Genomic DNA, 22,208 nt, shown 5'->3' on the forward strand with positions numbered 1-22,208 from the left:
CCTCATTTGCTTGCGCATCTAGCGATCGCTGGGTGCGCTTTTTAATTGGTGTTTTGCAGGTCAATTTTTTCAATAAAGGGGCGAATCTCATTGAGATCAATGTAGCGATCGGTGGCATTGCGCAGTTCACGGGCAATCATTCCTTCGGTGGAAACAACCGTGATGTGGGTGTTCTTGGAGCGCAACAGCTCGATCGCCCGCTCAAAATCCCCATCGCCACTAAAAAGAACGACGCGATCGTACTGGCCAACCGTGTTAAACATATCAATTACGATTTCAATATCTAAATTGGCTTTTTGATAATACTTGCCAAGGGTTTCATCGTAATATTCTTTCAACAATTTCGTGCGCACAGTATAACCAAGGTTGATCAAGGCATCGCGAAACGAGCGTTGATCTTGGTTATCCTTAAGACCGGTGTACCAAAAGGCATTGACCAATACAATGTTGGGATCGCGGGTGAAGAATTCGAGAACACGACGGGGATCGAAAAACCAGCCATTTTTTTGCTGGGCATAGAACATATTATTCCCATCGATGAAAATTGAGAGTCGTTCTTGATGGGGAAGCATAATAGGGAGAGCCTATAGATGACTTGTGTAATGGGACAACAATGAATAGCGGTTTGAATTGTCTGCTGGTTGTATAGATTCTATAGAGCAAAGTTTATAGTCATTCAAGGCAGTAAAGAAGTAGCCACTGCAAAGGCCATAAAGATAGAAAGAGGTCAAAGATAACAGGCACAGCAATTGCAAATCATAAGCAAAATAATGCTGACCTAATGGTTCAATGGGAACACTTTTAAGAAAAGAAAAAATTTGTTAACTCATTATTTAATCACTGCAATCTATTTTAATAGAACTCCATAGCAGGTGCTAGAGTTTTGCGGCGATTGGCCGTTCAAGCCTTAAAAAGGGGGCGCTGCCCCCAACTGCTAACTTTATCTCACAAATTTCAATACAGGGCACGTACTGGTGGAGCTGGCATGACTGTAGGGGGGGGTGGAGGAGTGGGGGTCAACAAGGGCTGCTGTGGCGGTGGTAGGGGCGACTCCACCATCAAATTGCAGGGAAAGGGCGTGCCATACATCGAGGTGCAGAAGGGACTATCGAGATCGCGGGTGCGGATGGGGGGTTGATTACTTTGCTGATACCACGCATCGGTGGAAAGATAGTTGATTCGCCGCGCCCGATGAATGATGTCATTATTGCGATAGGTGGGCGCACCGAACACAAAGGAAGCATCGCCAGCAATCGACTCATCCTGCCAGTACCTTTGACTGCCATCAATGCGTTCAAAAGCTTGGGGCAAGGTAGGCTGAGTTATAGGCAATTGTTGGGGGTCAATGGGTTGGCGGCGGTTTTGGGCAGTTGCCGGAGCAACCACTGCTGCTAACATTACCACGCATACCAGCGGCACAAATTTCATGCCCATAGGTCGATCTCCATAAGCGTTTTACACTTCGGCAACAGTGACAGGTCTAAAAGCCCCTAGGCATCATAGAGTGTCTTGCTTAAAATTATTCTAAATTGACTCCTCTTGCTATCCTCAAAAGACTGTGCCGCTTTTTGGGCAACAGTTGAAATTTGCAAAAATTGGTTCCCAGCTTGAGCCAGTGAATGTCCGATACTCATTTAGCGGCCATACAGGCTGCAATGCGTCAATACTGGGGCTATTCTGAGTTGCGATCGCCCCAAGCTGAGGTGATGACAGCACTCTTGCAACGGCGGGATGCCTTAATTGTCCTCCCCACCGGAGCGGGCAAAAGTCTCTGTTTTCAGTTACCAGCACTACTTCAAGGGGGATTGACGCTGGTGATCTCGCCGCTGCTTGCCCTTATGGAAAATCAAGTGGGTGAATTGCGGCAACGGGGTCTTGCCGCCGCAGCCTACCATAGTGAACTGCCCAGCAGTCAACGACGTCAGATTCTTTCACATCTTAGGGACTACCGTCTGCTCTATCTCTCTCCAGAGTCGCTATTTTCTAGCCTCCTTTGGCAACACCTCTGTTCGCCGCAGGTGTGCCTCAATGGCCTGATTGTGGATGAAGCCCATTGCCTTGTACAGTGGGGCGATCGCTTTCGACCCGTTTATCGTCGCTTAGGAACGGTGCGACCTGCCCTCCGTCAATTTAAACCCCACCACCCACGGCTGGCGATCGCTGCCTTTACGGCCACTGCCGATCCCAATGCCCAACGCATCCTCATTGAGGTTTTAGGCCTAGAGCAGCCTGTGCAGATCATTCACAGCCCCTATCGTGCCAACCTCTATTTAAGCGTACGTCCTGTGTGGAGTCGGGGGTATCGCCGCCATTGCCTCCGGCAATTTCTCAAGCAGCAAGGGAAAACCTCAGGATTAATCTATGCCCGTACCCGCCGCGACTGTGAAACCCTAGCCAGTTGGCTACAGGAGCAGGGGTACCGCACCACCGCTTACCATGGTGGACTGCCAGCAGCACAGCGACGCCAAATTGAGACGGATTGGCTGCAGGACAAACTCCCCTTTGTGGTCTGTACCAATGCCTTTGGCATGGGTGTCAATAAACCCAATGTGCGTTGGATCTGCCACTATCAACCGCCCCTGCAACTTAGTGAATACCTTCAAGAGGTAGGACGCGCTGGGCGAGATGGTCAATCGGCACGGGCACTCGCTTTGGTCAGCGATCGCTGGGGCTTGGACCGCGAAGATCAACAGCGTTGGCAGTTTTTTCAGCGCCACAGTGAAGAGACCTACAATCGCGCCATGGCACTTCAGACGCATTTACCCCTCAATGGCAATCTTCAGCAGCTGCGACAACGCTTTCCTGAGGTGGAACTGACCTTGGCATTACTGCATCAACAGGGCGTACTGCACTGGCAAGACCCCTTCCACTATAGTCGCCAACCCTTAGTATCAGTTCCACCTGTACCCCAAAATACCCAAGAGTCTCTAATGCAGCAGTTTCTCTATCACCGCGAATGCCGCTGGCAGTTTCTCCTCCAAGCCTTTGGTTTTCCTACTGAGACAGCCGAATGGCGGTGTGGCCATTGTGATCGCTGTGAGCCGCTGACCAAGGCCTGTCAACCACCGTGAATCCATAGATTTGCTTCATAGAACTTTGTGTACACTGGCACATAGGGCGGTACCGCTACCGTTCCCCAAAGGCGATTCTATTGCTCCACAATGGGGGTTGCGGACATGGGGCTACTACAAGTTGAGCAAATTCGCGAAATACTTCAGGATGTGCTTTCAGAACACGCCGTTGTTGTTCAAGTCAATCAGTTTCGCAACCAATTAAACATTGTTTTGAACAAACCCCCCGGCACTGTTGCCCATTATTCTGCCTTAGTGAATCTTCTCAAGTCTCGCTTGGGACAGTTTCACCTAGATGACATTGCCCGCATTAAAATTATTGGCCGCATTCAAGGTTCGCCTAAACCTGATTGGGAAGAGGTCATTGATCTGCGCCCCCCTAACCCAGCCCTAGCTGCCCCTGTATATGCTTCCTCGGCTCCTTGGGTGGTGGCGATCGCCGCTGGAGTTGTGAGTTTACTGGTGATCTTTAGCTACCATCTTGGTCGGTGGCAGCAACAACAACGGATGCAGCAGTTGATTGGGGGTAGCCTTGCTCAACAGGGCGTAACCATGGCGGACTTCAAGTGGCATATTGAGGGTGGGGCACCGTTTATTGTTGGTGTTCTCAAAAACTACAGTGAAGAGCAGTTTCGCATGATTCAGGCAGATTTTGAACTTTTGGATAAAGGGGGGCAGCGGGTCGGAGCCGTCTCGGTACAGGTCTATGGCCTTGGCCCTGAGGAAACATGGCATTTCCGTGAACCAGTCACCAATGATCAAGCAGCGCGAGCACGACTGGTAAAATTACAGTCATTCCGTTAATTTTTCCCGAAGAGGGATTGATTACAACTCTCTATGGCTCAACTTAAAGCCCTAATTTTTGATGTGGATGGTACCCTAGCCGATACGGAGCGGGATGGCCATCGCGTTGCCTTCAATAAAGCCTTTGCGGCGGCGGGTCTGGATTGGGAGTGGGATGTTCCCCTCTATGGCCAACTACTGGCGGTGGCTGGGGGCAAAGAGCGGATGAAATATTACCTTGATCGTTTTCGCCCCGATTGGCCTCGTCCCCAAAATTTGGATGCCCTGATTGCCGATTTGCACAAGGCCAAGACCCGCTACTATACAGAATTATTGGCGCAAGGAGCTATTCCTCTGCGACCGGGGGTGAAACGATTGCTGACCGAAGCCCGTGAAGTAGGCTTACGTTTGGCGATCGCTACCACGACCACCCCTGCCAATGTCACAGCACTGCTTGAAAATGCCCTTGCTGCTGATGGTGTCAGCTGGTTTGAGATGATTGCTGCCGGGGATGTCGTGCCAGCCAAGAAACCCGCCCCCGATATTTACTTCTACACCCTTGAAAAAATGCGCCTCTCGCCTCAGGAGTGTCTTGCCTTTGAGGATTCGGCCAATGGGATTCAGGCGGCTACCGCCAGTCGTCTGGTAACCATTGTCACGATCACCGACTATACCAAGGAGCATGATTTTCGCGATGCAGCACTTGTCTTGGACTGCCTAGGGGAACCCGAGTACCCCTTTCAAGTAATTCGCGGGGAAGTGGGCTGGGCAACCTATGTGGATGTGCCCCTATTGCGATCGCTGCACCAACAGTGGACAAGCATGTTCACTCACCGATAATATTCTGACCACAGCGTTTTACAGTGAATATACAAACCTAGCCTAAGTAATTAAAGAACGCAATGTACACAATTGATCTAACTCTACGTCACGTCCCTATGCCCGTCAGCATTGAGCGCAAGGAAAGTGCGGCAGCAACGGCAGTCTATCAGCAAATTCAGCAGGCCATGGCCACTGGCACCCCGACTGTCCTCGAACTGACGTGCGATCGCCAAGTGGGCAAGAAGTTAACGGTGCTTACCTCAGAAATTGTGGCGGTGCAAATGGCCGATAAGGATGCCCCCTCCAATGTCACCAGTCGGGGTGGGTTCTTTGCTCAACTCGTGCAGCAGTCCAACAATTAAGGGTAAACTCTCAATAAAGTTTAATTTTTCTTTGCAATGGTGCATTTTTGCCGTTAGGATACTAAGCAGACTAATCCGTAGGGGAACGTTTAGCGAGTCCTCCCCGTCTGAAGGTTAGGCAACTGTGGTGTGTCGTAATAGGGTTATCTATGGTGAAACGTTTCCTGTCGGCTCTTATGGTCTTGGGGTGTAGCCTTGGTCTTGTGACCCCTGCCCTTGTGCGTGCCCAATCAAATCAAGGGTTTACGTTTACCTGGGGGAACGATTCTAGTGGGCGACAGGAGTTACAATACCACCTGGACTATGGGACGCCTGGTTTTATGGGCGATCGCTACTGGCTACGCCTTGGTCAGCAAAAAGTGGCCATCAACCGCATCAACATCACCTACCCTGACTACTTCAACGGCATTATTGATCCAAAGGGGATTGAAGTCCGTGTTGGTGGGAGCAACGGAAATAGATTCTTCGAGTTTCGCCGCGAGCTTGGCAAAAAAATTGAACTGGCACAAGTCTCCCTTGATCGCGATAATCGTGTGATTGACATTGTCCCTGCTGAGGTGATTCCTGCAGGAACGCCTGTGCAAGTAGTTCTTAACAATGTGTACAACCCCAAGGATGGGGGAATGTACTTCTTCAATGCCCGCATTGGCTCCCCTGGTGACATTCCCTTGATGCGCTACGTTGGCACTTGGATCCTCAGTATTGCCAACCGATAATCCCAACTCCATTTGCCAATGGGTTAACTGGTTAACCATCCCTAGCAGGACGGGGGCGATCGCCCTAGGCTAGGGTTTATGTGTGATTGCCAGCTCACTCTTCACGCCTGATGCGACATTCTGCTAAATCCCCGTTGCCCCACATTTCACCGCTTCTTACCCCATTGATGTACCGTTTGCTGGGGGATATTGTTCTCCAGCAGTATTTTCGTTACCTTGAGGTACACGGCCAAGAGCAGGTGCCCAAAAGTGGTCCAGTGATCTTGGCACCGACCCATCGTTCCCGTTGGGATGCCCTCATTATTCCCTACGTTACTGGGCGGCGGGTGAGTGGCCGCGATTTGTACTATATGGTTTCCCATGATGAGATGCTGGGACTGCAAGGCTGGGTCATTGGTCACTGTGGTGGCTTTGCGGTAAATACCCAAGCCCCTGCAGTGAGTGCGCTGCGCACGGGCGTTGAACTTTTGCGACGAGGGCAAGCTCTAGTGGTGTTTCCTGAGGGAAATATTTTTCGCGATCGCCAGATTCATCCCCTAAAGCCAGGTTTGGCGCGTTTAGCCCTTCAGGCTGCCCGGCGCTGTGAAGAAGCGATCCAGATTGTGCCGATTTTACTCGATTATGCTCAGCCCTATCCCCAGTGGGGAAGTGATGTCAAGGTGATCATTGGTGCTCCCTTGAGTACGGGCAATTACGATCTCATCTGTCCGAAAAGCGCTGCTCAACAACTGATTGGTGATCTTTTTGGGGCACTGCAGCAGCTTCAAGAGGGGCGATCGCTCCTGTGTTTGACTTAGACCTTCAACTGGACTCCGCCTCAGAATCTGTGGGGACAATCAGCGCTTCAAATTGCTGGCGAATCTGATTAGTGACTTCCTTTACGGCTTGTCGTGCCCCTTGGCGATCGCGACGATACAAAGACCAGTAGCTCTCCAAATTGAGGGGTTCGCCAACGCTGACACGCACCTGCCGCAGTCCCACCAAGCGATTGACATTCGGGGTTTTTCCCTCTAGCCAATCAAAGGTGCGCCAGAGAATTAGAGCAATATCCGCAAAACGGTTAATTGTGAATTTCTCACGGACATAGTTACCGGTAATTGAGGTAAAACGCTCCGCAAGACGCATATGGCGTAATCGCACATTGGCTTCCTGGGCCAACCAATTGGCTAAACAGCGTTCTACGGAGGACAGTTGTGCCAAATCACTGCGAAACATCCGTTCCCAAGCTGCCTGCTCAATCCGCCGACAGCGGCTGACAAAGTCTTCACTGGGTTTAAGACCAAAATAGGACTCCGCCACCAACAGAGCACTATTGAGCAGTCGCTGAATTCGTGCCGCTAATTCTGCATTGGCAGAATCAAAGGGCGGCAGTTCCGGAAACGCTTGGCGATAGGAGGTGGCATAAAAGGTCTCTAAGCGATCTAAAAGGTACATCGCCAAGTTCAGGAGGCGACAGTAGAGCTCCTGCGGTTGGGCACTGGGAGAATTGGTAGGGCAACCAAGGCGGTTCTCCAGTTGTGCCATCAGCATTGCCATGCGCTCCCACGAAGGCTGAATGAGGGTGTATTGAAGGCCAATCGGCAGAATGACCACAGGGAGCGATCGCCCGGCCTTGGCCAAATCTTCCAGACACCAAAACCCCAATTGCGCCACTCCCGGCTCTAAGGGGGCCACTAGTTCGTTGTGTTCATTCGTTGCCCCCTCTGGAGCTGCCGCTAGGGGAAATTGTCCCTCCAGCAGTAATTCTCGTGCCGATCGCAGGGCTTGGCTGTCGAGCTTACCGCGCATGATTGAAATGCCCCCTAGCCGTGAAAAGAGCCAGCCAATCTGCTTCCCTGCCCAGAGGGGAATCCCGCGATCGTAAAGAAAATAACCAGTTGTGGGGGGGCGCAGCCGAAGACCCAACCGCCGTGCTGTTTGTGGCAGTAGATGCCACATCAAGTAGCCCATCACCAAAGGATCATCTGTACAGGGATGCCGAAAGGCAATGAGGAGTCGTACCTTGCCTAGCTGAAACTGCTCATAATAGTGGGCAAGGGTTTCCACATTTACCCCTTCAACCCGCTTCAGACCCAAGCCATAGCGGATATAAAAGGGCAGGAGTTGCGCCACTGTCCACCAAACAGGATAGCTAAATCGTTGAGGTAGAAACTGCAAAGGGGGTTGGGCAGTCGCAACCACACTGGACATGACGCAAACTCCTCAGATGCAACGGCTAGACTGAGGCAGTGGCCAACTCCGCAATCAACTGCTCCAACATCGGCTGATCCGCCCAATAGACAGTATTACAGAACTGACAGGTGGCTTCTGCCTTCGCCTCTGTGGCTAGGATATCCTTTAATTCTGCCACCCCTAGGAGCTTGAGTGCCGCTAGCATCCGTTCTTGGGAACAGCCACAGTGGAACCGCACCATTTGCCGCTGGGGAAGAATTTGCAGATCCATATCCCCCAGCAGTTCCTGAAAGATGTCCGGCAGGGTTCGCCCTGCCTGGAGCAGCGGTGTAAAGCCCTTGAGATTGGCCACCCGTTCTTCAAGAGTCGCAATGAGGTGTTCATCATTGGCAGCTTTAGGCAGCACCTGCAACATGAGCCCTCCGGCGGCAGTCACTCCAGCCTCTTCCACAAAAACACCCAACATCAGAGCTGAGGGGGTTTGCTCTGAGGTAGCAAGGTAGTAGGTGACATCTTCTGCAACTTCTCCAGAGACCAGTTCCACGGTGCTGGAGTAGGGATAGCCGTAGCCCAGATCATGGATGACGTAGAGATAGCCTTGGTGGCCAACCGCCGCCCCCACATCGAGTTTGCCCTTAGCATTGGGGGGAAGTTCAACACTGGGATACTGTACATAGCCGCGAACCGTGCCATCGGCGCCGGCATCAGCAAAAACCGTTCCTAAAGGACCATTGCCTTGAATGCGCACATTGACGCGTGCTTGGGGCTGTTTGAAACTAGAGGCGAGAATTAAGCCAGCGGCCATTGTCCGTCCCAACGCAGCCGTGGCAACGTAGGAGAGTTGGTGGCGTTTGCGGGCTTCTTCAGTTAGTTGAGTGGTAATCACACCCACGGCACGGATACCCTCGGCCGCAGCCGTCGCTCGCAACAGAAAATCTGCCATGATTAACCTAAAGAAACGTTTCGTTACACTTAGTTTAAATCTTTCCTCTAAAGGCGGCGGATTGCAGACAAAGCAGGGAAGCCCCTAGCATTCACGTCAGAAAATTGGCGATGATAAGCAAACAACCCTAATCCAGCGTCTAGTGATTTCTCCTATGGCTATGCCCCTAACTGTTTTGTCAGCGGCAACTGTCTTGGCAGAGGCAACAGACTTACCTCAGGGCGGCTTGATTACAGCAATTCCGACGCTGGCGATCGCCCATCGCTTGGTACAACACCTCCGCCACCACTGGCCTTTGGAGACACCCTTGACACTCATTGACGCAGAACACCACAGTACGAGCCTGACCCTTGGGGAATTGGCAGAACTGACGGAGGCAACCTGCCCGCTACAGCTCTATGTGCCACCCCCTATGCCAGAAGCCCTGGTGCAATTTCAGCGCTTAATTGATGTAGTGCGCGAACTGCGCCATCCTGAGCGAGGCTGTCCCTGGGATTTACAGCAAACGGCCACTACCCTCATTCCCTACGTTCTGGAGGAAGCCTACGAAGTGGTACATGCGCTGCAAGAGGGGAAAGCCGGAGCGATCGCTGAAGAGTTGGGGGATCTGCTGCTGCAAGTGGTTCTCCAGAGTCAACTGGCCCAGGAAGCCGATCAGTTTACCCTTGCCCAGGTCATTCAAGGAATTACCGATAAACTCATCCGCCGTCATCCCCATGTATTTGGCGACGTCAACCTGAGCACCCCTCAAGAGGTGCGCGCCCAATGGGAACAGATCAAAGCCGCTGAAAAAGGCAGCGAGGAACCTGTCCCGCTCAGTCAAAAGCTGCAACGCTATGCCCGTACCCTGCCACCCCTAATGGCGGGTATGAAAATTGGTGAGCGAGCCAGTCGTGCTGGTTTAGATTGGCCAACCATTAGTGGTGCATGGGAGAAATTTTATGAGGAGCTAGCGGAGTTTCAAGAAGCACTCCTGCAGGGAAATGCAGAGCAACAAACTGCGGAACTGGGGGATTTACTCTTTAGTGTGATTAACCTTGCCCGCTGGTGCCAACTGGATCCTGTCAATGCCCTACAGCAGACCTACCAACGCTTTATTCAGCGCTTGGAGTGCATTGAAGCGGCCATTGATCGCCCCCTTGAAACCTACACCCTAGAGGAACTCGAAGCCCTCTGGCAACAGGCCAAAGTACAGTTGGCCACAGAAAACAAGCCGACTGAACTTCCAACGGAGTCTGAAGAAGTCTAATCTGCTGCCATTTGCACTTTAAGTTCATCGAGGTTCCACAGGGCACCCCCCAGCGCCGTAGGATTGGCCCCCACCACATGATTGCGAAAGGCGGTTAGGGAGAGGGGATTGACCAAGTAGATAAAGGGGAGATATTCCTGAGCAAGTTGTTGCGCTTCGGCGTAGATTTGCTTGCGCCGTTCTAAGTCCAACTCTTGAGCCCCTTGGATGTAAAGATCACTAATTCGCTGCTCCCAGTCAGCAACAACCCGACCCGTAAGCGGCGGTTGATTCGGTGACGGTTGCTGATTGAACGTATGCAACAGGCCATCCACCCGCCAGATATTGGCACCGCTGTTGGGTTCATTGCCACCGCCTGTAAAACCAAGAATATGGGCTTCCCATTCTAGGGAGTTGGAGAGGCGATCCACAAGCGTGCCAAAGGCCAAAAACTGCAAATCCACCTGCATGCCGATCGCCCCTAAGTCCTGCTGAATTTGCGTCGCAATCGCCTCACGGATTTTGTTGCCCGCATTAGTTATCAGGGAAAAACGGACACGATTCCCTTGAGCGTCAAAGAGGCGTCCTTGATTGTCGTAGCGGAAACCTGCCTCTTGCAGTAATGCCTTAGCTTTGGCTACGTCGTAACTGTAGGTGGGCAGCCCCTGCTCTGGGGAGAAGTAAAAGGGGCTTTGGACTGGAATAGTGGAATGTTGGGGAGCCCCTAGACCTTGGTAGATATTGTTGATCATCCGCTGGCGATCGAGGGCATAGGCCACTGCCCGACGAAACCGCACATCGTTAAACCACTCGGACTTTAGCGGATCCACTAGGGGCTTGCCATTGCGGCGACCGCGATTCAGATTGAAGCACAAAAAAAGGGTGTTGGCACTCGGACCACTGTTGTAGATCCTAAACTGGCCCCGCTTCTCTTCTTGCTTTAGCAGGGAAAACATCTCAGGGGTGACGGCAAATAAATCCAAACCCCCTGAGCGAAATTGCAGCATGGCGGTGTCGGTGGATTCAACAATTTGCCAAATAAAGCGTTCAAGGTGGGGCAGGGGCGATCGCCAGTAGAAAGGATTGCGCCGAAAAATCAGCCGCTGGCTATTCACATAGCGATCCATAACAAAAGGACCGTTGCCGACAATTTGCCGAGGGTCTGTGTCTGTGCCCCACATTGACAAAAACTTTAACCGTCCTTGGCTATCCCGCTGCTGCACAGCTTCTCGCAAAACATGAGCAGGCAAAATGGGCAATCCAGTATTGCGTAGAAACGGTGCAAAGGGTTCTGGTAGCTTAAATGTTACTTGGCGATCGCCTTGAGCAGTAACTTCAGGCAGCAGCCCTTTCTGGCCAATGCGGAGAATATCACGACTACTCGTGGGAATTTCTGGATTGAAATAAATCTGGTTGTAGGTGAAGACCACGTCTTCACTGGTGAGGGGCGCCCCGTCTGACCACTTTAGATTTGGCTTGAGTTGAAAGATAATTTCGCGGGTTTCTGGCTTAACTTCCCAAGACTCAGCTAGGGCAGGCTCCAGTTCACCCGTGAGGCCATTTTCTTGAACTAGCCCTGTGTAGAGGTAACCAAAGACATTGGGAGATTCCTGACTCAGGGCATAGTTAAAGGTTTTCGGGTCTGAGGTGACAGCGGTAACCAACTGGTTACTGCGCGGCCTCATCAGGCCAGCACAGTTTCCAAGGCTGAGGATGCAGAACAAAACCAGCAGCGCAATCAGCGGCCATCGCCACCAGCGCATTAGCCACCACCGACAATGGTTACAATTTCCAAGCGATCGCCCGCCTGCACAGAGGTAGTTTCCCAGAACTGCCGATGTAAAATTTCACCATTGTATTCAATGGCAACAAGGCGGGGATGGATGTTGAGGAGATCACAAAGTTCAGGAATTGTGAGCGATCGCCTCAAGGTGTGAGGAGTGCCATTGACATAGATGACGATCGCTGACTCAACAGGAACCATAGCAGCAGTGGCAAATTCACCCTAGAGAAACTGCTGAAGCGTGGCTTCAATTTTTGTTTTTGGCACGGCACCCACTAAAATATCCACCTTTTGGCCACCCTTGAAAATCATCAGTGTCGGGATGCTGCGAATGCCGAAGTCGGTCGCCACCTTGGAGTTTTCGTCGGTGTTGACCTTGACGACCTTAACTCTGCCTTGATATTCATTGGCGATCTCATCCACAACGGGCGCCACCATGCGGCACGGCCCACACCAGGGTGCCCAGAAATCCACCAATACAGGAATATCACTATTTAATACTTCTTCTTCAAAGGTGGCATCGGTAACAGACAATGCACTCGACATAAGCCAAAATTCCTATAACGAATCAGCGGCCCTAGAAATATACTCTAGCAATCTTTCGCCCCTTTGGAAGCGACGAATTGTTTTTTAATTGGTTCAGGCTCAAGGCTTCCCGCCTTGCCCGAGATGACTGTAGTATATCATGTTGTTACACCTATTCGTAGAAGGCGATCGCCGTAGCGTATAATAGGGGTGCCCTTGTCCAGCAAAAGGATGTTGACTATGGCAACAAAATCCGCAAAACCCACCTATGCGTTCCGTACCTTTTGGGCAGTCCTGCTACTGGCCATTAACTTCTTAGTTGCTGCTTACTACTTTGGCATCCTCAAGTAATTTTTAGCTATAGTGCAGTTAACTTAGGGGGCTGCCAGCCCCTGCCCCCTAAACATCACTCTAACCGGCGGCCAAAGGGCAGCAACCCCAAAATCATTAGCTTAAAGTGCTGACGGGCAAAGGGTAAACCAATAATTGTAATTGCCAAGATCAAACCCCAAATCAAATGGTTAAGGGCAATTCCCCAGCCTACCACCAAAAGCCAAAGAATATTAAAGATCATTGTTAGAGGGCTGTTGGCATTGGGCACTTCAACAATTTGCTTGCCAAAGGGAAAGAGGGTACTCCAACCGAGTTGCATGGCTTTAATCCCAAAGGGAATGCCAATGATCGTGAGGCAGAGTGTTAGGCCGCCAATGATATAGCCCACACCTGTCAGGAAGCCCCCAAAAATCAGCCAAATGATATTACCAAGAAGACTCATGCTGTGTCGCTCCAAAGATTGCCTAAACCTAGGCTAACCAGGATCCGGTGCTATTTCGGTAGGGTAATGCGCAATCCGGGCGGTAGATAGTCATCTCCCAAGTAGTTCCTAGGAATTGTGCTGGTGTTGCCATCCCGCAGCGCCAAGTAGGTTGGTGACATGATTTCAATACCCGCTTCATTGCAAGTATCTTGAAGATTTTGATGTAATTCAGAAATGGTATAGCGCAGCTCCTTCCAGTTACGGGTGTAGACATTGAGTTCGTAGGCAATATGGTAATCATTAAGGGCAGTTTGTAATACAAAGGGGGGAGGCTCATCGAGGATGTTGGTGGTGCGGCGACCCGCCTCAATCATGACCGCATAAACATCGCGCCAAGGGACATCGTAGCCAAGGGTAACCGTAGTTTGGAGAATCAATGGCTGACCCATTTCCCGAATAGCGACAGCGTAATTGATCACCGTGCTGTTGAGGAGTGAAGAGTTGGGCACTGTAATCACTTGATGATTAAAGGTACAAATGCGGGTGACAAAGAGTGTTTTTTGTACCACAATCCCCGTAACATCGCCGATTTGAATTAGATCACCCACCTGAAAAGAGCGGGTATAAATCAGGATTACACCGCCGACCACGTTGGCGATCGCTGAAGTGGAGCCTAAGGAAAAGAGAATCCCTAAAAATACAGAAATACCTCGGAAGGCTGGGGAGTCAAAGCCGGGTAAGTAAGGAAAGACAACGACTGCCGCCAAGGCAATGATTAAAATTTGCAGTAGATTGTAGGTGGGATTTGCCCAGTCGGTATAAAAACCGGGAATAACAAGGCGTTCGCTTTCGATTGCGCTAAAAATAGCCCGCACCCCCTTTGAGATGTAGTAGGTCATGGCAACAATGATGGCGATCGCCACCACATTGGGCAGATAGTTGCCAATACTGGTGAGAATAAATTCAATAGAACCAAGGAAGTGATTGAGGAAATTTTTACCAAACGTGCGCGTCCATGGAAAAAGATTGAAAACGAACGTCAAGTACAGATAGAGGATAAACAACAGTAGTGCCAGACGGGCAAATTGCAAAACCCGCCATAGCCAAAGCTCAACCATTTCCCGAGAAATAATCTCAAAATTTTGCAAGCGCAAGCCCGGAATACGCTCTGCACCCCAGCGATGCAGCGGTGGGAAAACCTTGCCTGAGATGCGAAGGATAACCGAGCAGAGGATAAAGATGAGAATCGTGGTCAGAATGGCGAAAACAGTATTTTTGAGAAGATTTTGAGGAACACGATCTTGGCGATAACGGGTAATGGCTTCGCGAATACGTTGGGTCAGTTCAATCGCCACCTCTTCTTGACTTTGGAGGCGACCATCTGCATCCGCTTTTGTAATGGTGATTAGAGGACGGTTCCCTTGAACAACGGTAACATTGTCGCGATTGCCAACTCTTTTAATTGTAATGCTGTTAACGGGAATGTCCTCATCCTCTGCCACTTGGAGAATACGGCGTTGAATCGCTGCTGCTCGCTCCTCTGCTGTAAAAGAGCCAATACCTTGGCGTACCTCAAACAGGACTTCACCATCAAGTGTGACTGGATATTCCGTCATCTCAGTTGCAGCTGCGGTCGTCTCAACTTCTTGAGCAATTAAAGGCAACTGCGCTTGCCCGACAACCAGTAAAAAAGACAACAACAAGCCTAGGAAAAAGCGTATCCAAAAGTGTGGTTTAGTCATCATCTGCAGAGGGCAGGCAGTTCATTCTCCATTTTGGGTGAAATCCTTGCCTGCCGCTGGATTAGTGAAAATCCTTAACAATGGGTAGCTAGGTATTCCGCTAGTGCCTCGGAACCCCCGATGTATTTGCCATCAATATAGCCGGAGTTGAGTGGGTGGTCACGTTGACCCATTGATTGCTTTCACGGGCGCGAAAAGTTGCTAGGGGAACACGTTGCCCTGCACACTTGGATAGCATGGTGGAGTCCTCTAGATAATGTTGCCTCCCAAAGCATAGTCGTTATGACTTTAATTTGTCAGGTTGCCATGGCACAGCAAATTGTTCATACCACAACAGGACGGGTTCGCTTTCGCGTGCCGCGTGTGCAGCGAGATCCCGCCTATGGGGAGTTATTGGTGCAGTTACTGGAGTCTTTGGCGATTGTTGAGCGGGTGCGTCTTAACCCTCAGGCGGCAACAGTGGTGGTGCAGTATCAACCCCATTTGTTGGATGAAGCGGTGGTCTATGAGCAGTTGAATCAGTGTTTTGAACAAGCGAGGGTGGCCATGCCGCAGCCCTTGCCCGAGAGTGCGGCTCCTGCGGACGCGATCGCCCTTGAAGACTACGAAGCCCAAGTAGAGGCCGATGCTCGCCTTGAAACCGATTGGGAACGCTTGGGCCTGCCCTTGGTGGCTTTGGGGGTCTCACTCCTCAGTGTGCCCTTGGAATTGCCCTTCGCGGTTGTCGGGGCAGCGGTCTTGGCCAGTGCTTGGCCTTGGTTTCGGCGGGTGGGACAGCAGATGAGTCAGGGGCATCCCCCCAATGTGGATTTGCTCGATAGCCTCTGGATGGCACTGCATACTGTCAATGGCCAAGTCTTAGCGCCTGCATTGAAAACCACTCTGGTTGGGGCACGGGCAGATGTGCGCGATCGCCGGCGACGACAGCAGTTGCACGTCTATCCCAGTGTCTTAATGGCGCACTATGAACACCTGACGGTGGAACGTCAAGGCCACTCCTTCACGATCGAAAGTCAGGAGTTGCAAGCAGGAGATTTGCTGTGGTTGCAGCCGGGGGATGTTGTGCCTGCAGATGGTGGCATTGTTGCCGGGTTAGCGGAAGTGGAGCCTGCGCATTTTGAAGCCTCCCGACAGGTAAGGGTCTGCCGCCCCAGCGATTCCCTCTATGCCGGCTCTCAAATTCTCACAGGACAAGTTCAACTGCTCGTGAGGCGCACTGGTTGGCAAACGCGCCTTGGTTTAATTACGGATTTGCTGCACACTGAACCGGTCTATGACAGTGCCCTTGCCCACCAACAGGGGGAATTTGCCCGCCAAGCAGTGCTGCCAACCCTTGCCCTTAGTGGTGTTCTCTGGCTAGCTACCGGTGCCTACGAGCCGGCGATCGCCCCCCTACAATTTGACTTTGGCAGTGGTGTGCAACTGTCGCTGCGGACGGTAATGCTCTCGGCACAGGTCTTTGCTGTGCAACAGGGGGTATATTTACCCACTGCTGGGACGTTAGAGCACCTAGCGCAAATAGACAGCTTGGTAATTGACGGTCGTGAGGGTCTGCCCCAGCGCCAACAGGCACAACTATTGATCCAGCAATTGCGACAGCTTGGCCTTCACATCTATCTGCTGCAAGATCAAGGCATGTCTATTGAGGGCACGACGGATCTCACCAGCGATCGCCTTGCTGATCTTCAGGCCTACCTCATGGCTAACCAGCGGCGAGTGGGCTGGATGAGCTTTGGTGAAACGTGCTCCTGTCCTGAACCCACATGGTTACCAATTCGTTGGCAGCCCTCCACCTTTGCCCCCAATGCCAAAATGGTCATTCTTTTGGATGGGGACTGGTTCGCCCTTGGCCGTGGAATCGCCATTGCCCGCGATGCCCTAGAGCGCACCTATCAAAATGTAGCCTTGATTTCTCTGCCAAATTTGGCCGTCACCTTTGGTGGTATGTTTTTTGGCCTACATCCTGTGGTCAATGTCCTGACCAACAATGCCACTGCCTTTATGGCTGAGTTTTGGCATGGTAGCTCCCCCCAGTTTCGCACCGCCCTATTGCCAACCGCGTCAACAACTGTACCCCTGCCACTGCTGTCCTTAGGATCCCCCCAACTGGCGGTGGCTTCATAGAGCAAGAGTATCAAGGGGCTAGTAACGCTGTTTCAAGAATGTGAAAACCGACCAAAGCCCTGTAAACCAACTGGCAATGGCGAGGATCAAGAAAATTCCCCCCGGCAGCATTGTCAGCCAACCGATTCCCCGCAAAAGGTAGAGAATGAGGAAGACGCTGAAACAAGCAGCAAAGGCATAATAGGCAACGGGCACGGCAAATTCGGTAATGAAGTGTTATAGTAATCTCGTAATGTAAGGGCATGGGACTTGTCAACAGTGAAACAATTGACGTTGATGGGCTATCCCAACATCACCACTTGGTATCTCGAAATGGGGTTGCGCCAGCGGCGGGCAGCCATCCCTGCACTCTCGGTTGTGGATAATTGCGAAGGACCGAGTATGAGCTGATCGGCCTGCAAGTGTTCACCCCTGTGTGAACTGGGTCGATCAGAAGTGTTGAGCGTGTTAGTCACTGTTACTGCACTTCAAGTTTTTAACAACTCAAACCAATTCAACACCCTTCAGCGGGTTAGGTCATGCCCTGGTTAGGAACGTTCCTGCCTGAGCGGCTCTAACTGCTGTGGAATTAGCTTGCGAGGAACGACCAATGTCTGCATTTGCTACTCCCATTACTCCTGTACCCATTCCCGACAACATTAGCTTAACAGAACTTGTTGATAAATACTTTACGGCTTACAACTCGGCACGCTTGCGGGAAATTTGCCAACTGCTGAGCCAACGGGTCTTCCAGCCACAGGTGACGGTTGGCCTCAGCCTCTCAGGGGCGATGACCCCCACGGGGTTGGGTATTTCAGCCTTGGCGCCTTTAGTGCGGGCTGGATTTGTCGATTACATCATTAGCACCGGGGCAAATCTCTACCACGATATTCACTATGCCCTCGGCATGGATCTCTACGCAGCGCATCCTTTTGTGGATGATGTGCAACTGCGCAAGGAAAGCAAAATCCGCATCTATGACATTATCTTTGACTACGATGTGCTCCTTGAAACCGATGCCTTTTTGCGGCAGGTGCTGCGCAGCGAAACGTTCCAACGCCGCATGGGCACCGCTGAGTTTCACTACCACCTAGGGCGCTATGTTCGGGAACTAGAAATACAGCGGGGGCAAACCCATTCCTGTTTACTGGCAACGGCCTATGAATGTGGCGTGCCCATTTACACTTCGTCCCCCGGCGATAGTTCCATTGGCATGAATGTGGCGGCGATCGCCCTTGAAGGCTCGAAACTAATCATTGACCCCGCCATTGATGTCAACGAAACCGCCGCCATTGCCTACTTTGCCCGCGAAGCCGCCGAGGGAAAGGGTAAGAGTGCCGCTCTAATTATTGGTGGGGGGAGTCCGAAAAACTTCCTGCTGCAAACTCAGCCGCAAATCCACGAAGTCTTGGGGCTAGAGGAACGGGGGCACGATTACTTTATTCAGATTACCGATGCCCGTCCGGATACAGGTGGCCTCTCCGGAGCCGTACCCAGTGAAGCTGTCAGTTGGGGCAAGGTGGATCCCCAAGGGCTGCGGGATACCGTAGTCTGCTATACCGATAGCACGATTGCTCTGCCTATTCTCACTGCTTACTGCCTCAATCGCTGTCAACCCCGTCCCCACAAACGACTCTACGATCGTCGGCAGGAAATGGTGGAACGCCTGCAGCAACTCTATCTGCAAGCGCAACTTCAGCACAAGGTGAAAGAGCTGCCCATTGAAGTGCCTGTAGCCACCTATCCCTGTGGCACACCAATTCGTCGGGGTTAGTCACAGCGGCGGGGGATCCTCAGGGATCCCTCGAAGGCGCGGGCAAGATTTTCAGGCGTAAACACCTCACTAGTGCGGCCATAGGCCAAGATGCTGCGGTTTACCAGCACCACCTGATCGCAGAAGGTAGTAATCGAGGAGAGATCGTGGGTGGAAATGAGAATCGTGTGCCCTTTCTCCCGCTCCGCTAGGAGGAGATCAATCATCAGTTTCTCCGTTTTCACATCCACGCTCGCAAAGGGTTCATCCAACAGCAAAACTTGGGCTTCTTGGGCAAAGGCACGGGCAAGGAACATCCGTTTCTTTTGGCCGCCGGAGAGTTCGCCAATTTGGCGATGCCGCAAGGGCCACAGTTCCACTTGCTCTAGGCTTTCGCGTACCCGCTGGCAATCTCGCACTCGCGGTTGGCGCAACCAATTCATCTTGCCATAGCGCCCCATCATCACCACATCCCAAACCCGCAGAGGGAACTGCCAATCTACGTCTTCACTTTGGGGCACATAGGCCACAAGGGACTGCCGTTGCACCTGTTGTCGGGGTAATCCATGAATGCGCACCTGACCTCGGATAGGCTTGACAAACCCCATGATTGCCTTGAAAAGGGTTGATTTGCCCGCACCATTCATGCCCACCACCCCACAGATCGTACCTGCGGGCAGTTGCAGGGTTGCTCCATGGAGGGCGAGATGGCGATGATAGGCCACCGTTACATCTGCTAAATCAATGGCAGGGCTAGAAATCATGAGGCTGTCCTCCCGGTGAGACCGTTAATAAGGGTGTTGAGGTTGTACCTAAGTAGGTCAAGGTAGGTGGGGGCATTGCCCTCAGGGGGAGATAAGGAATCCACGTAGAAAATGCCAGCAAATGTCGCCCCAGACTCCCGTGCCACTTGTTGTTGAGAACCTGGATTGACGGTACTTTCGCAAAAGACAGCGGGAATCTGTTGCCGGCGCACAATGTCAATCACCCGCGTCATCTGTCGTGGCGTTCCCTCCTGATCGGCATTTAGGGGCCAAAGGTACACTTCCTTCAGGTCGTAGTCCCGCGCAAGATAGGAAAAAGCACCTTCACAGGTGACGATGTAGCGTTTGTTGGCGGGGAGGGCAGCAAGGGCCTGCCGTAGCTCTTGATCTAGGGCACGAATTTGGGCTTTGTAGGCTGCGGCGTTGGCGGCATAGGTCTCGGCGCCGGCGGGATCTAGGGCTGTTAGGGCTTTGCGAATGTTCTCAACATAGATCAAGGCATTTTGGGGCGACATCCACGCATGGGGATTGGCTTGACCGCGGTAGGCATCCTCTTGAATAGGAATGGGGGTAATGCCTTCTGTGAGCGTAATGCGGGGAACATTGGGCAGACTGTTGTAGAAGCGATCGCCCCAGCGTTCCAGGCCAAGGCCATTTTCTAAAATGAGGGCAGCCTCCTGTCCTCGCACGAGGTCACTGGGGGTAAATTCATAGCTGTGGACTTCGGTTCCCGGTTTAATTAGTGACTCCACCCGCAGGCGATCGCCCGCCACCTGCTGCGCCATATCCGCAAGCACTGTAAACGTGGTCAGGACTAAGGGGCGTTCATCCCTGTTGGTTTGAGTTGGACGGGTTGCTGGGCGATTCTGCGGAGCAGGGGCTGTACACGCCCCCAACAGGAGAACTCCCACCAGTAACCAACTCAGACCCCGCACAATTGGCGATCTTTCATAATCATTTCATAATTTTCAGCCTATCATAGAATGCCCGAGAAAATGAAAGAAAAATGAAAAGCCCCCCTTGGAGGGCGATCGCCCTGTCCGATACACTGAGGAGAGACAGTCATGGGAAGCAACGGTGAAACAACGCAAACGCTGGCTAGTGCCTCTGGTGATACTCCTTTTCTGGTTGGGCACATTCCTGCTGCCGCCCTTGGCGATCGCGCTGCCCGTTGAACAGCCGTTAATTGCTGCCTTGCCCCAGGGGAATGCCATTACCGATCCCAAAGCACTGCTTCGTTGGGCCTTACCAATTGACAATCCAACGGTACGAGAACTGCAAAGGGATCTAGAACAAATTTCTTTTTGGGTACGGGGCAAGCAGTGGTCAAAAATTGCCAACAATGTCAGCAAAGCTAAAGCCATTGTTCGCGATCGCGCCGCTGAACTCCTCAACAGCATCCCTGCGGAGAAGCAAGAAGCAGCCAAAGCCCTGTTGACGGAGTTAGAGACCGCCCTTGAGACGCTCCAAGAAGCTGCCAAAGCCAGAGATCGCAACCAACTCTTGCCCGCCAAAGCAGCCGCCCTCGACAAGGTGGGGGACTTGGAGGCCATGATGGTACAACACTTTAGCTACACACCGCCCAAGGGCTATGAAAACCTGCCGCAATTGCTTGGTCGTGCTACTGTGGAAATGGAAACCACCAAGGGCAACCTCACGATTGTTGTGGATGGTTACAGCGCTCCTCTGACTGCTGGCAACTTTGTGGACTTGGTGCAACGCCACTTCTACGATGGTTTGCCCTTTACCCGGGCTGAGGAATCCTATGTGCTGCAAGCAGGGGATCCACCGGGGCCAGAGGTGGGTTTCATTGACCCAAAAACCAAACAGTACCGCGCCATTCCCCTTGAAATTCTGGTTGAGGGTGACAAATATCCCCTCTATGGCATCACCCTTGAAGATGCGGGGCGTTACTTAGAACACCCCGTGCTTCCCTTTTCTGCCTATGGCACCGTTGCCTTGGCCCGTCCCAATGACGATCCCAATGGCGGCTCCTCCCAATTTTTCTTTCTGCTCTTTGAACCTGAACTGACGCCCGCAGGGCTAAATCTTTTAGATGGTCGCTATGCTGTCTTTGGCTATGTGGTAGAGGGGGAAGAAACCCTGCGACAATTGCGCCAGGGGGATAAGATTCTCTCGGCCAAGGTGGTGGATGGTCTGGAAAATCTGGTGCAGCCTGCCTAGGTTAGGATGTCCGATATAGACGCCGTTGAGAGAGTGCAATGATTGCTAAGGTTGCTCCTGTCCTTTTCCTACTCCTAGTCAGTGCGCCTGCTTGGGCTGCTAATCCCGCCCATTTAGAACAACTACGCCGCACGGGCAACTGCCCCAACTGTGATCTCAGCTATGCCCGCCTACGGAGTTGGCATCTTGAAGGCGCCGATCTGCGGGGGGCAAACCTCAATGCGGCTAATTTACGCGGCACCAACCTCAGCCGTGCCAACCTCAGCGGCGCTATTCTCAATAACGCGGATCTGACAAAAGCCAATCTGACAAATGCCAACCTTACAGGGGCAAGTTTGCTGATCACCCGTTTGGATCGCGCGATTCTTGTGGGGGCGCAGCTAGTGGGTGCAGTGCTGGGGGGGCGCGACCGCTTAGCACGGGTACAGACATTTAGCAATGCCACCCTGCCCAATGGTCAAAAGGCCTTTTTTTTAGCAGAACCGACTCGCCGCCCCTAG

Annotated in this window: 25 protein-coding genes; 13 read left to right on the forward strand and 12 right to left on the reverse strand. The window is 52.1% G+C overall.

Annotated elements, in window-relative coordinates; all coding sequences use genetic code 11:
* Positions 1–41: 41 nt before the first annotated feature.
* Positions 42–572, reverse strand: coding sequence for an NYN domain-containing protein (locus tag P3X23_RS02385; protein WP_300872791.1), 531 nt, complete (start codon positions 570–572; stop codon positions 42–44).
* Positions 573–954: 382 nt separating this feature from the next.
* Complete coding sequence (locus P3X23_RS02390; protein WP_300872793.1) at positions 955–1,434, reverse strand: hypothetical protein; 480 nt, start codon at positions 1,432–1,434, stop codon at positions 955–957.
* A 185-nt stretch (positions 1,435–1,619) separates the two neighbouring features.
* Here P3X23_RS02390 and P3X23_RS02395 point away from each other — a divergent pair, with 185 nt between their 5' ends.
* From P3X23_RS02395 to P3X23_RS02420, 6 genes are all read left to right on the forward strand, one after another.
* Positions 1,620–3,071, forward strand: a complete 1,452-nt coding sequence (locus tag P3X23_RS02395; RefSeq protein ID WP_300872795.1) for an ATP-dependent DNA helicase RecQ — start codon at positions 1,620–1,622, stop codon at positions 3,069–3,071.
* A gap of 105 nt (positions 3,072–3,176) precedes the next feature.
* Positions 3,177–3,875, forward strand: coding sequence for an FxLYD domain-containing protein (locus P3X23_RS02400; RefSeq protein WP_300872797.1), 699 nt, complete (start codon positions 3,177–3,179; stop codon positions 3,873–3,875).
* A gap of 33 nt (positions 3,876–3,908) precedes the next feature.
* Positions 3,909–4,694 carry an HAD family hydrolase gene (locus tag P3X23_RS02405; RefSeq protein ID WP_300872799.1) on the forward strand — a complete coding sequence of 262 codons (786 nt, stop codon included), beginning with the start codon at positions 3,909–3,911 and terminating at the stop codon, positions 4,692–4,694.
* A gap of 62 nt (positions 4,695–4,756) precedes the next feature.
* Complete coding sequence (locus P3X23_RS02410; protein WP_300872801.1) at positions 4,757–5,038, forward strand: hypothetical protein; 282 nt, start codon at positions 4,757–4,759, stop codon at positions 5,036–5,038.
* A 149-nt stretch (positions 5,039–5,187) separates the two neighbouring features.
* The gene (locus tag P3X23_RS02415; RefSeq protein ID WP_300872803.1) at positions 5,188–5,754 is read left to right on the forward strand and encodes a DUF2808 domain-containing protein; all 567 of its coding nucleotides are present in this window, start codon (positions 5,188–5,190) and stop codon (positions 5,752–5,754) included.
* A 110-nt stretch (positions 5,755–5,864) separates the two neighbouring features.
* Positions 5,865–6,551, forward strand: a complete 687-nt coding sequence (locus P3X23_RS02420) for a 1-acyl-sn-glycerol-3-phosphate acyltransferase (protein WP_300872805.1) — start codon at positions 5,865–5,867, stop codon at positions 6,549–6,551.
* A gap of 4 nt (positions 6,552–6,555) precedes the next feature.
* On the opposite strand, the gene P3X23_RS02425 is transcribed toward P3X23_RS02420, so the two are convergent.
* Together P3X23_RS02425 and hslO are read right to left on the reverse strand one after the other, a co-directional pair.
* Positions 6,556–7,944, reverse strand: coding sequence for a 1-acyl-sn-glycerol-3-phosphate acyltransferase (locus P3X23_RS02425; RefSeq protein WP_300872807.1), 1,389 nt, complete (start codon positions 7,942–7,944; stop codon positions 6,556–6,558).
* Positions 7,945–7,969: 25 nt separating this feature from the next.
* Positions 7,970–8,869 carry an Hsp33 family molecular chaperone HslO gene (gene hslO / locus P3X23_RS02430; RefSeq protein ID WP_300872809.1) on the reverse strand — a complete coding sequence of 300 codons (900 nt, stop codon included), beginning with the start codon at positions 8,867–8,869 and terminating at the stop codon, positions 7,970–7,972.
* A 154-nt stretch (positions 8,870–9,023) separates the two neighbouring features.
* Here hslO and mazG point away from each other — a divergent pair, with 154 nt between their 5' ends.
* Complete coding sequence (mazG, locus tag P3X23_RS02435; protein ID WP_367186480.1) at positions 9,024–10,118, forward strand: nucleoside triphosphate pyrophosphohydrolase; 1,095 nt, start codon at positions 9,024–9,026, stop codon at positions 10,116–10,118.
* On the opposite strand, the gene P3X23_RS02440 is transcribed toward mazG, so the two are convergent.
* The 3 genes from P3X23_RS02440 to trxA are packed head-to-tail and all read right to left on the reverse strand — an operon-like array spanning position 10,115 to position 12,426.
* Positions 10,115–11,860 carry an ABC transporter substrate-binding protein gene (locus tag P3X23_RS02440; protein ID WP_300872811.1) on the reverse strand — a complete coding sequence of 582 codons (1,746 nt, stop codon included), beginning with the start codon at positions 11,858–11,860 and terminating at the stop codon, positions 10,115–10,117. The genes mazG and P3X23_RS02440 overlap by 4 nt on opposite strands.
* Positions 11,860–12,081: a sulfur carrier protein ThiS gene (gene thiS, locus P3X23_RS02445; protein WP_300872813.1), complete on the reverse strand. Its 222-nt coding sequence runs from the start codon at positions 12,079–12,081 to the stop codon at positions 11,860–11,862. Before thiS ends, P3X23_RS02440 begins: the two co-directional genes overlap by 1 nt.
* A 21-nt stretch (positions 12,082–12,102) precedes the next feature.
* The gene (gene trxA, locus P3X23_RS02450; RefSeq protein ID WP_300872815.1) at positions 12,103–12,426 is read right to left on the reverse strand and encodes a thioredoxin; all 324 of its coding nucleotides are present in this window, start codon (positions 12,424–12,426) and stop codon (positions 12,103–12,105) included.
* A 219-nt stretch (positions 12,427–12,645) separates the two neighbouring features.
* Here trxA and psaX point away from each other — a divergent pair, with 219 nt between their 5' ends.
* Complete coding sequence (gene psaX / locus P3X23_RS02455; protein WP_081711791.1) at positions 12,646–12,756, forward strand: photosystem I protein PsaX; 111 nt, start codon at positions 12,646–12,648, stop codon at positions 12,754–12,756.
* Positions 12,757–12,811: 55 nt separating this feature from the next.
* On the opposite strand, the gene P3X23_RS02460 is transcribed toward psaX, so the two are convergent.
* Both P3X23_RS02460 and P3X23_RS02465 read right to left on the reverse strand, forming a co-directional pair.
* Complete coding sequence (locus P3X23_RS02460) at positions 12,812–13,180, reverse strand: YccF domain-containing protein (RefSeq protein WP_300872817.1); 369 nt, start codon at positions 13,178–13,180, stop codon at positions 12,812–12,814.
* Between the two features lie 50 nt (positions 13,181–13,230).
* Complete coding sequence (locus P3X23_RS02465) at positions 13,231–14,778, reverse strand: mechanosensitive ion channel family protein (RefSeq protein ID WP_300872819.1); 1,548 nt, start codon at positions 14,776–14,778, stop codon at positions 13,231–13,233.
* Positions 14,779–15,186: 408 nt separating this feature from the next.
* Here P3X23_RS02465 and P3X23_RS02470 point away from each other — a divergent pair, with 408 nt between their 5' ends.
* Positions 15,187–17,028 (forward strand): HMA2 domain-containing protein, encoded by a 1,842-nt coding sequence (locus P3X23_RS02470; protein WP_300872821.1) that lies wholly within the window; start codon positions 15,187–15,189, stop codon positions 17,026–17,028.
* 18 nt (positions 17,029–17,046) lie between these two features.
* On the opposite strand, the gene P3X23_RS02475 is transcribed toward P3X23_RS02470, so the two are convergent.
* On the reverse strand, positions 17,047–17,223 hold the full coding sequence (locus P3X23_RS02475) for a hypothetical protein (RefSeq protein WP_300872823.1): 177 nt from the start codon (positions 17,221–17,223) through the stop codon (positions 17,047–17,049).
* Between the two features lie 63 nt (positions 17,224–17,286).
* Between P3X23_RS02475 and P3X23_RS02480 the strand changes: the two genes are divergently transcribed.
* Both P3X23_RS02480 and speY read left to right on the forward strand, forming a co-directional pair.
* Entirely contained in the window at positions 17,287–17,418 is a 132-nt protein-coding gene (locus P3X23_RS02480; protein WP_255451698.1) for a hypothetical protein, read from the forward strand.
* Positions 17,419–17,617: 199 nt separating this feature from the next.
* Positions 17,618–18,781: a deoxyhypusine synthase gene (speY, locus tag P3X23_RS02485; protein ID WP_300872825.1), complete on the forward strand. Its 1,164-nt coding sequence runs from the start codon at positions 17,618–17,620 to the stop codon at positions 18,779–18,781.
* Here speY and P3X23_RS02490 read toward each other — a convergent pair.
* Both P3X23_RS02490 and P3X23_RS02495 read right to left on the reverse strand, forming a co-directional pair.
* Positions 18,778–19,524 carry a metal ABC transporter ATP-binding protein gene (locus P3X23_RS02490; RefSeq protein ID WP_300872827.1) on the reverse strand — a complete coding sequence of 249 codons (747 nt, stop codon included), beginning with the start codon at positions 19,522–19,524 and terminating at the stop codon, positions 18,778–18,780. The two genes, speY and P3X23_RS02490, sit on opposite strands and share 4 nt — an antisense overlap.
* A complete protein-coding gene (locus tag P3X23_RS02495) occupies positions 19,521–20,459 on the reverse strand; it encodes a metal ABC transporter substrate-binding protein (protein ID WP_300872829.1) in 939 nt (312 codons plus the stop codon). Before P3X23_RS02495 ends, P3X23_RS02490 begins: the two co-directional genes overlap by 4 nt.
* Positions 20,460–20,667: 208 nt before the next feature.
* On the opposite strand from P3X23_RS02495, the gene P3X23_RS02500 reads away from it, so the two are divergent.
* Positions 20,668–21,708 carry a peptidylprolyl isomerase gene (locus P3X23_RS02500; RefSeq protein WP_367186488.1) on the forward strand — a complete coding sequence of 347 codons (1,041 nt, stop codon included), beginning with the start codon at positions 20,668–20,670 and terminating at the stop codon, positions 21,706–21,708.
* A gap of 38 nt (positions 21,709–21,746) precedes the next feature.
* Positions 21,747–22,208: a pentapeptide repeat-containing protein gene (locus P3X23_RS02505; RefSeq protein WP_300872833.1), complete on the forward strand. Its 462-nt coding sequence runs from the start codon at positions 21,747–21,749 to the stop codon at positions 22,206–22,208.

Origin of the sequence: Thermosynechococcus sp. Uc, assembly GCF_029335995.1 — a bacterium.
GTDB lineage: Bacteria > Cyanobacteriota > Cyanobacteriia > Thermosynechococcales > Thermosynechococcaceae > Thermosynechococcus.

Bases quoted from the DNA above. Each gene is read 5' to 3' on its own strand.
- P3X23_RS02385 (WP_300872791.1), bottom strand. From the start codon at position 572: ATGCTTCCCCATCAAGAACGACTCTCAATTTTCATCGATGGGAATAAT.
- P3X23_RS02390 (WP_300872793.1), bottom strand. From the start codon at position 1,434: ATGGGCATGAAATTTGTGCCGCTGGTATGCGTGGTAATGTTAGCAGCA.
- P3X23_RS02395 (WP_300872795.1), top strand. From the start codon at position 1,620: ATGTCCGATACTCATTTAGCGGCCATACAGGCTGCAATGCGTCAATAC.
- P3X23_RS02400 (WP_300872797.1), top strand. From the start codon at position 3,177: ATGGGGCTACTACAAGTTGAGCAAATTCGCGAAATACTTCAGGATGTG.
- P3X23_RS02405 (WP_300872799.1), top strand. From the start codon at position 3,909: ATGGCTCAACTTAAAGCCCTAATTTTTGATGTGGATGGTACCCTAGCC.
- P3X23_RS02410 (WP_300872801.1), top strand. From the start codon at position 4,757: ATGTACACAATTGATCTAACTCTACGTCACGTCCCTATGCCCGTCAGC.
- P3X23_RS02415 (WP_300872803.1), top strand. From the start codon at position 5,188: ATGGTGAAACGTTTCCTGTCGGCTCTTATGGTCTTGGGGTGTAGCCTT.
- P3X23_RS02420 (WP_300872805.1), top strand. From the start codon at position 5,865: ATGCGACATTCTGCTAAATCCCCGTTGCCCCACATTTCACCGCTTCTT.
- P3X23_RS02425 (WP_300872807.1), bottom strand. From the start codon at position 7,944: ATGTCCAGTGTGGTTGCGACTGCCCAACCCCCTTTGCAGTTTCTACCT.
- hslO (WP_300872809.1), bottom strand. From the start codon at position 8,869: ATGGCAGATTTTCTGTTGCGAGCGACGGCTGCGGCCGAGGGTATCCGT.
- mazG (WP_367186480.1), top strand. From the start codon at position 9,024: ATGGCTATGCCCCTAACTGTTTTGTCAGCGGCAACTGTCTTGGCAGAG.
- P3X23_RS02440 (WP_300872811.1), bottom strand. From the start codon at position 11,860: ATGCGCTGGTGGCGATGGCCGCTGATTGCGCTGCTGGTTTTGTTCTGC.
- thiS (WP_300872813.1), bottom strand. From the start codon at position 12,081: ATGGTTCCTGTTGAGTCAGCGATCGTCATCTATGTCAATGGCACTCCT.
- trxA (WP_300872815.1), bottom strand. From the start codon at position 12,426: ATGTCGAGTGCATTGTCTGTTACCGATGCCACCTTTGAAGAAGAAGTA.
- psaX (WP_081711791.1), top strand. From the start codon at position 12,646: ATGGCAACAAAATCCGCAAAACCCACCTATGCGTTCCGTACCTTTTGG.
- P3X23_RS02460 (WP_300872817.1), bottom strand. From the start codon at position 13,180: ATGAGTCTTCTTGGTAATATCATTTGGCTGATTTTTGGGGGCTTCCTG.
- P3X23_RS02465 (WP_300872819.1), bottom strand. From the start codon at position 14,778: ATGACGGAATATCCAGTCACACTTGATGGTGAAGTCCTGTTTGAGGTA.
- P3X23_RS02470 (WP_300872821.1), top strand. From the start codon at position 15,187: ATGACTTTAATTTGTCAGGTTGCCATGGCACAGCAAATTGTTCATACC.
- speY (WP_300872825.1), top strand. From the start codon at position 17,618: ATGTCTGCATTTGCTACTCCCATTACTCCTGTACCCATTCCCGACAAC.
- P3X23_RS02490 (WP_300872827.1), bottom strand. From the start codon at position 19,524: ATGATTTCTAGCCCTGCCATTGATTTAGCAGATGTAACGGTGGCCTAT.
- P3X23_RS02505 (WP_300872833.1), top strand. From the start codon at position 21,747: ATGATTGCTAAGGTTGCTCCTGTCCTTTTCCTACTCCTAGTCAGTGCG.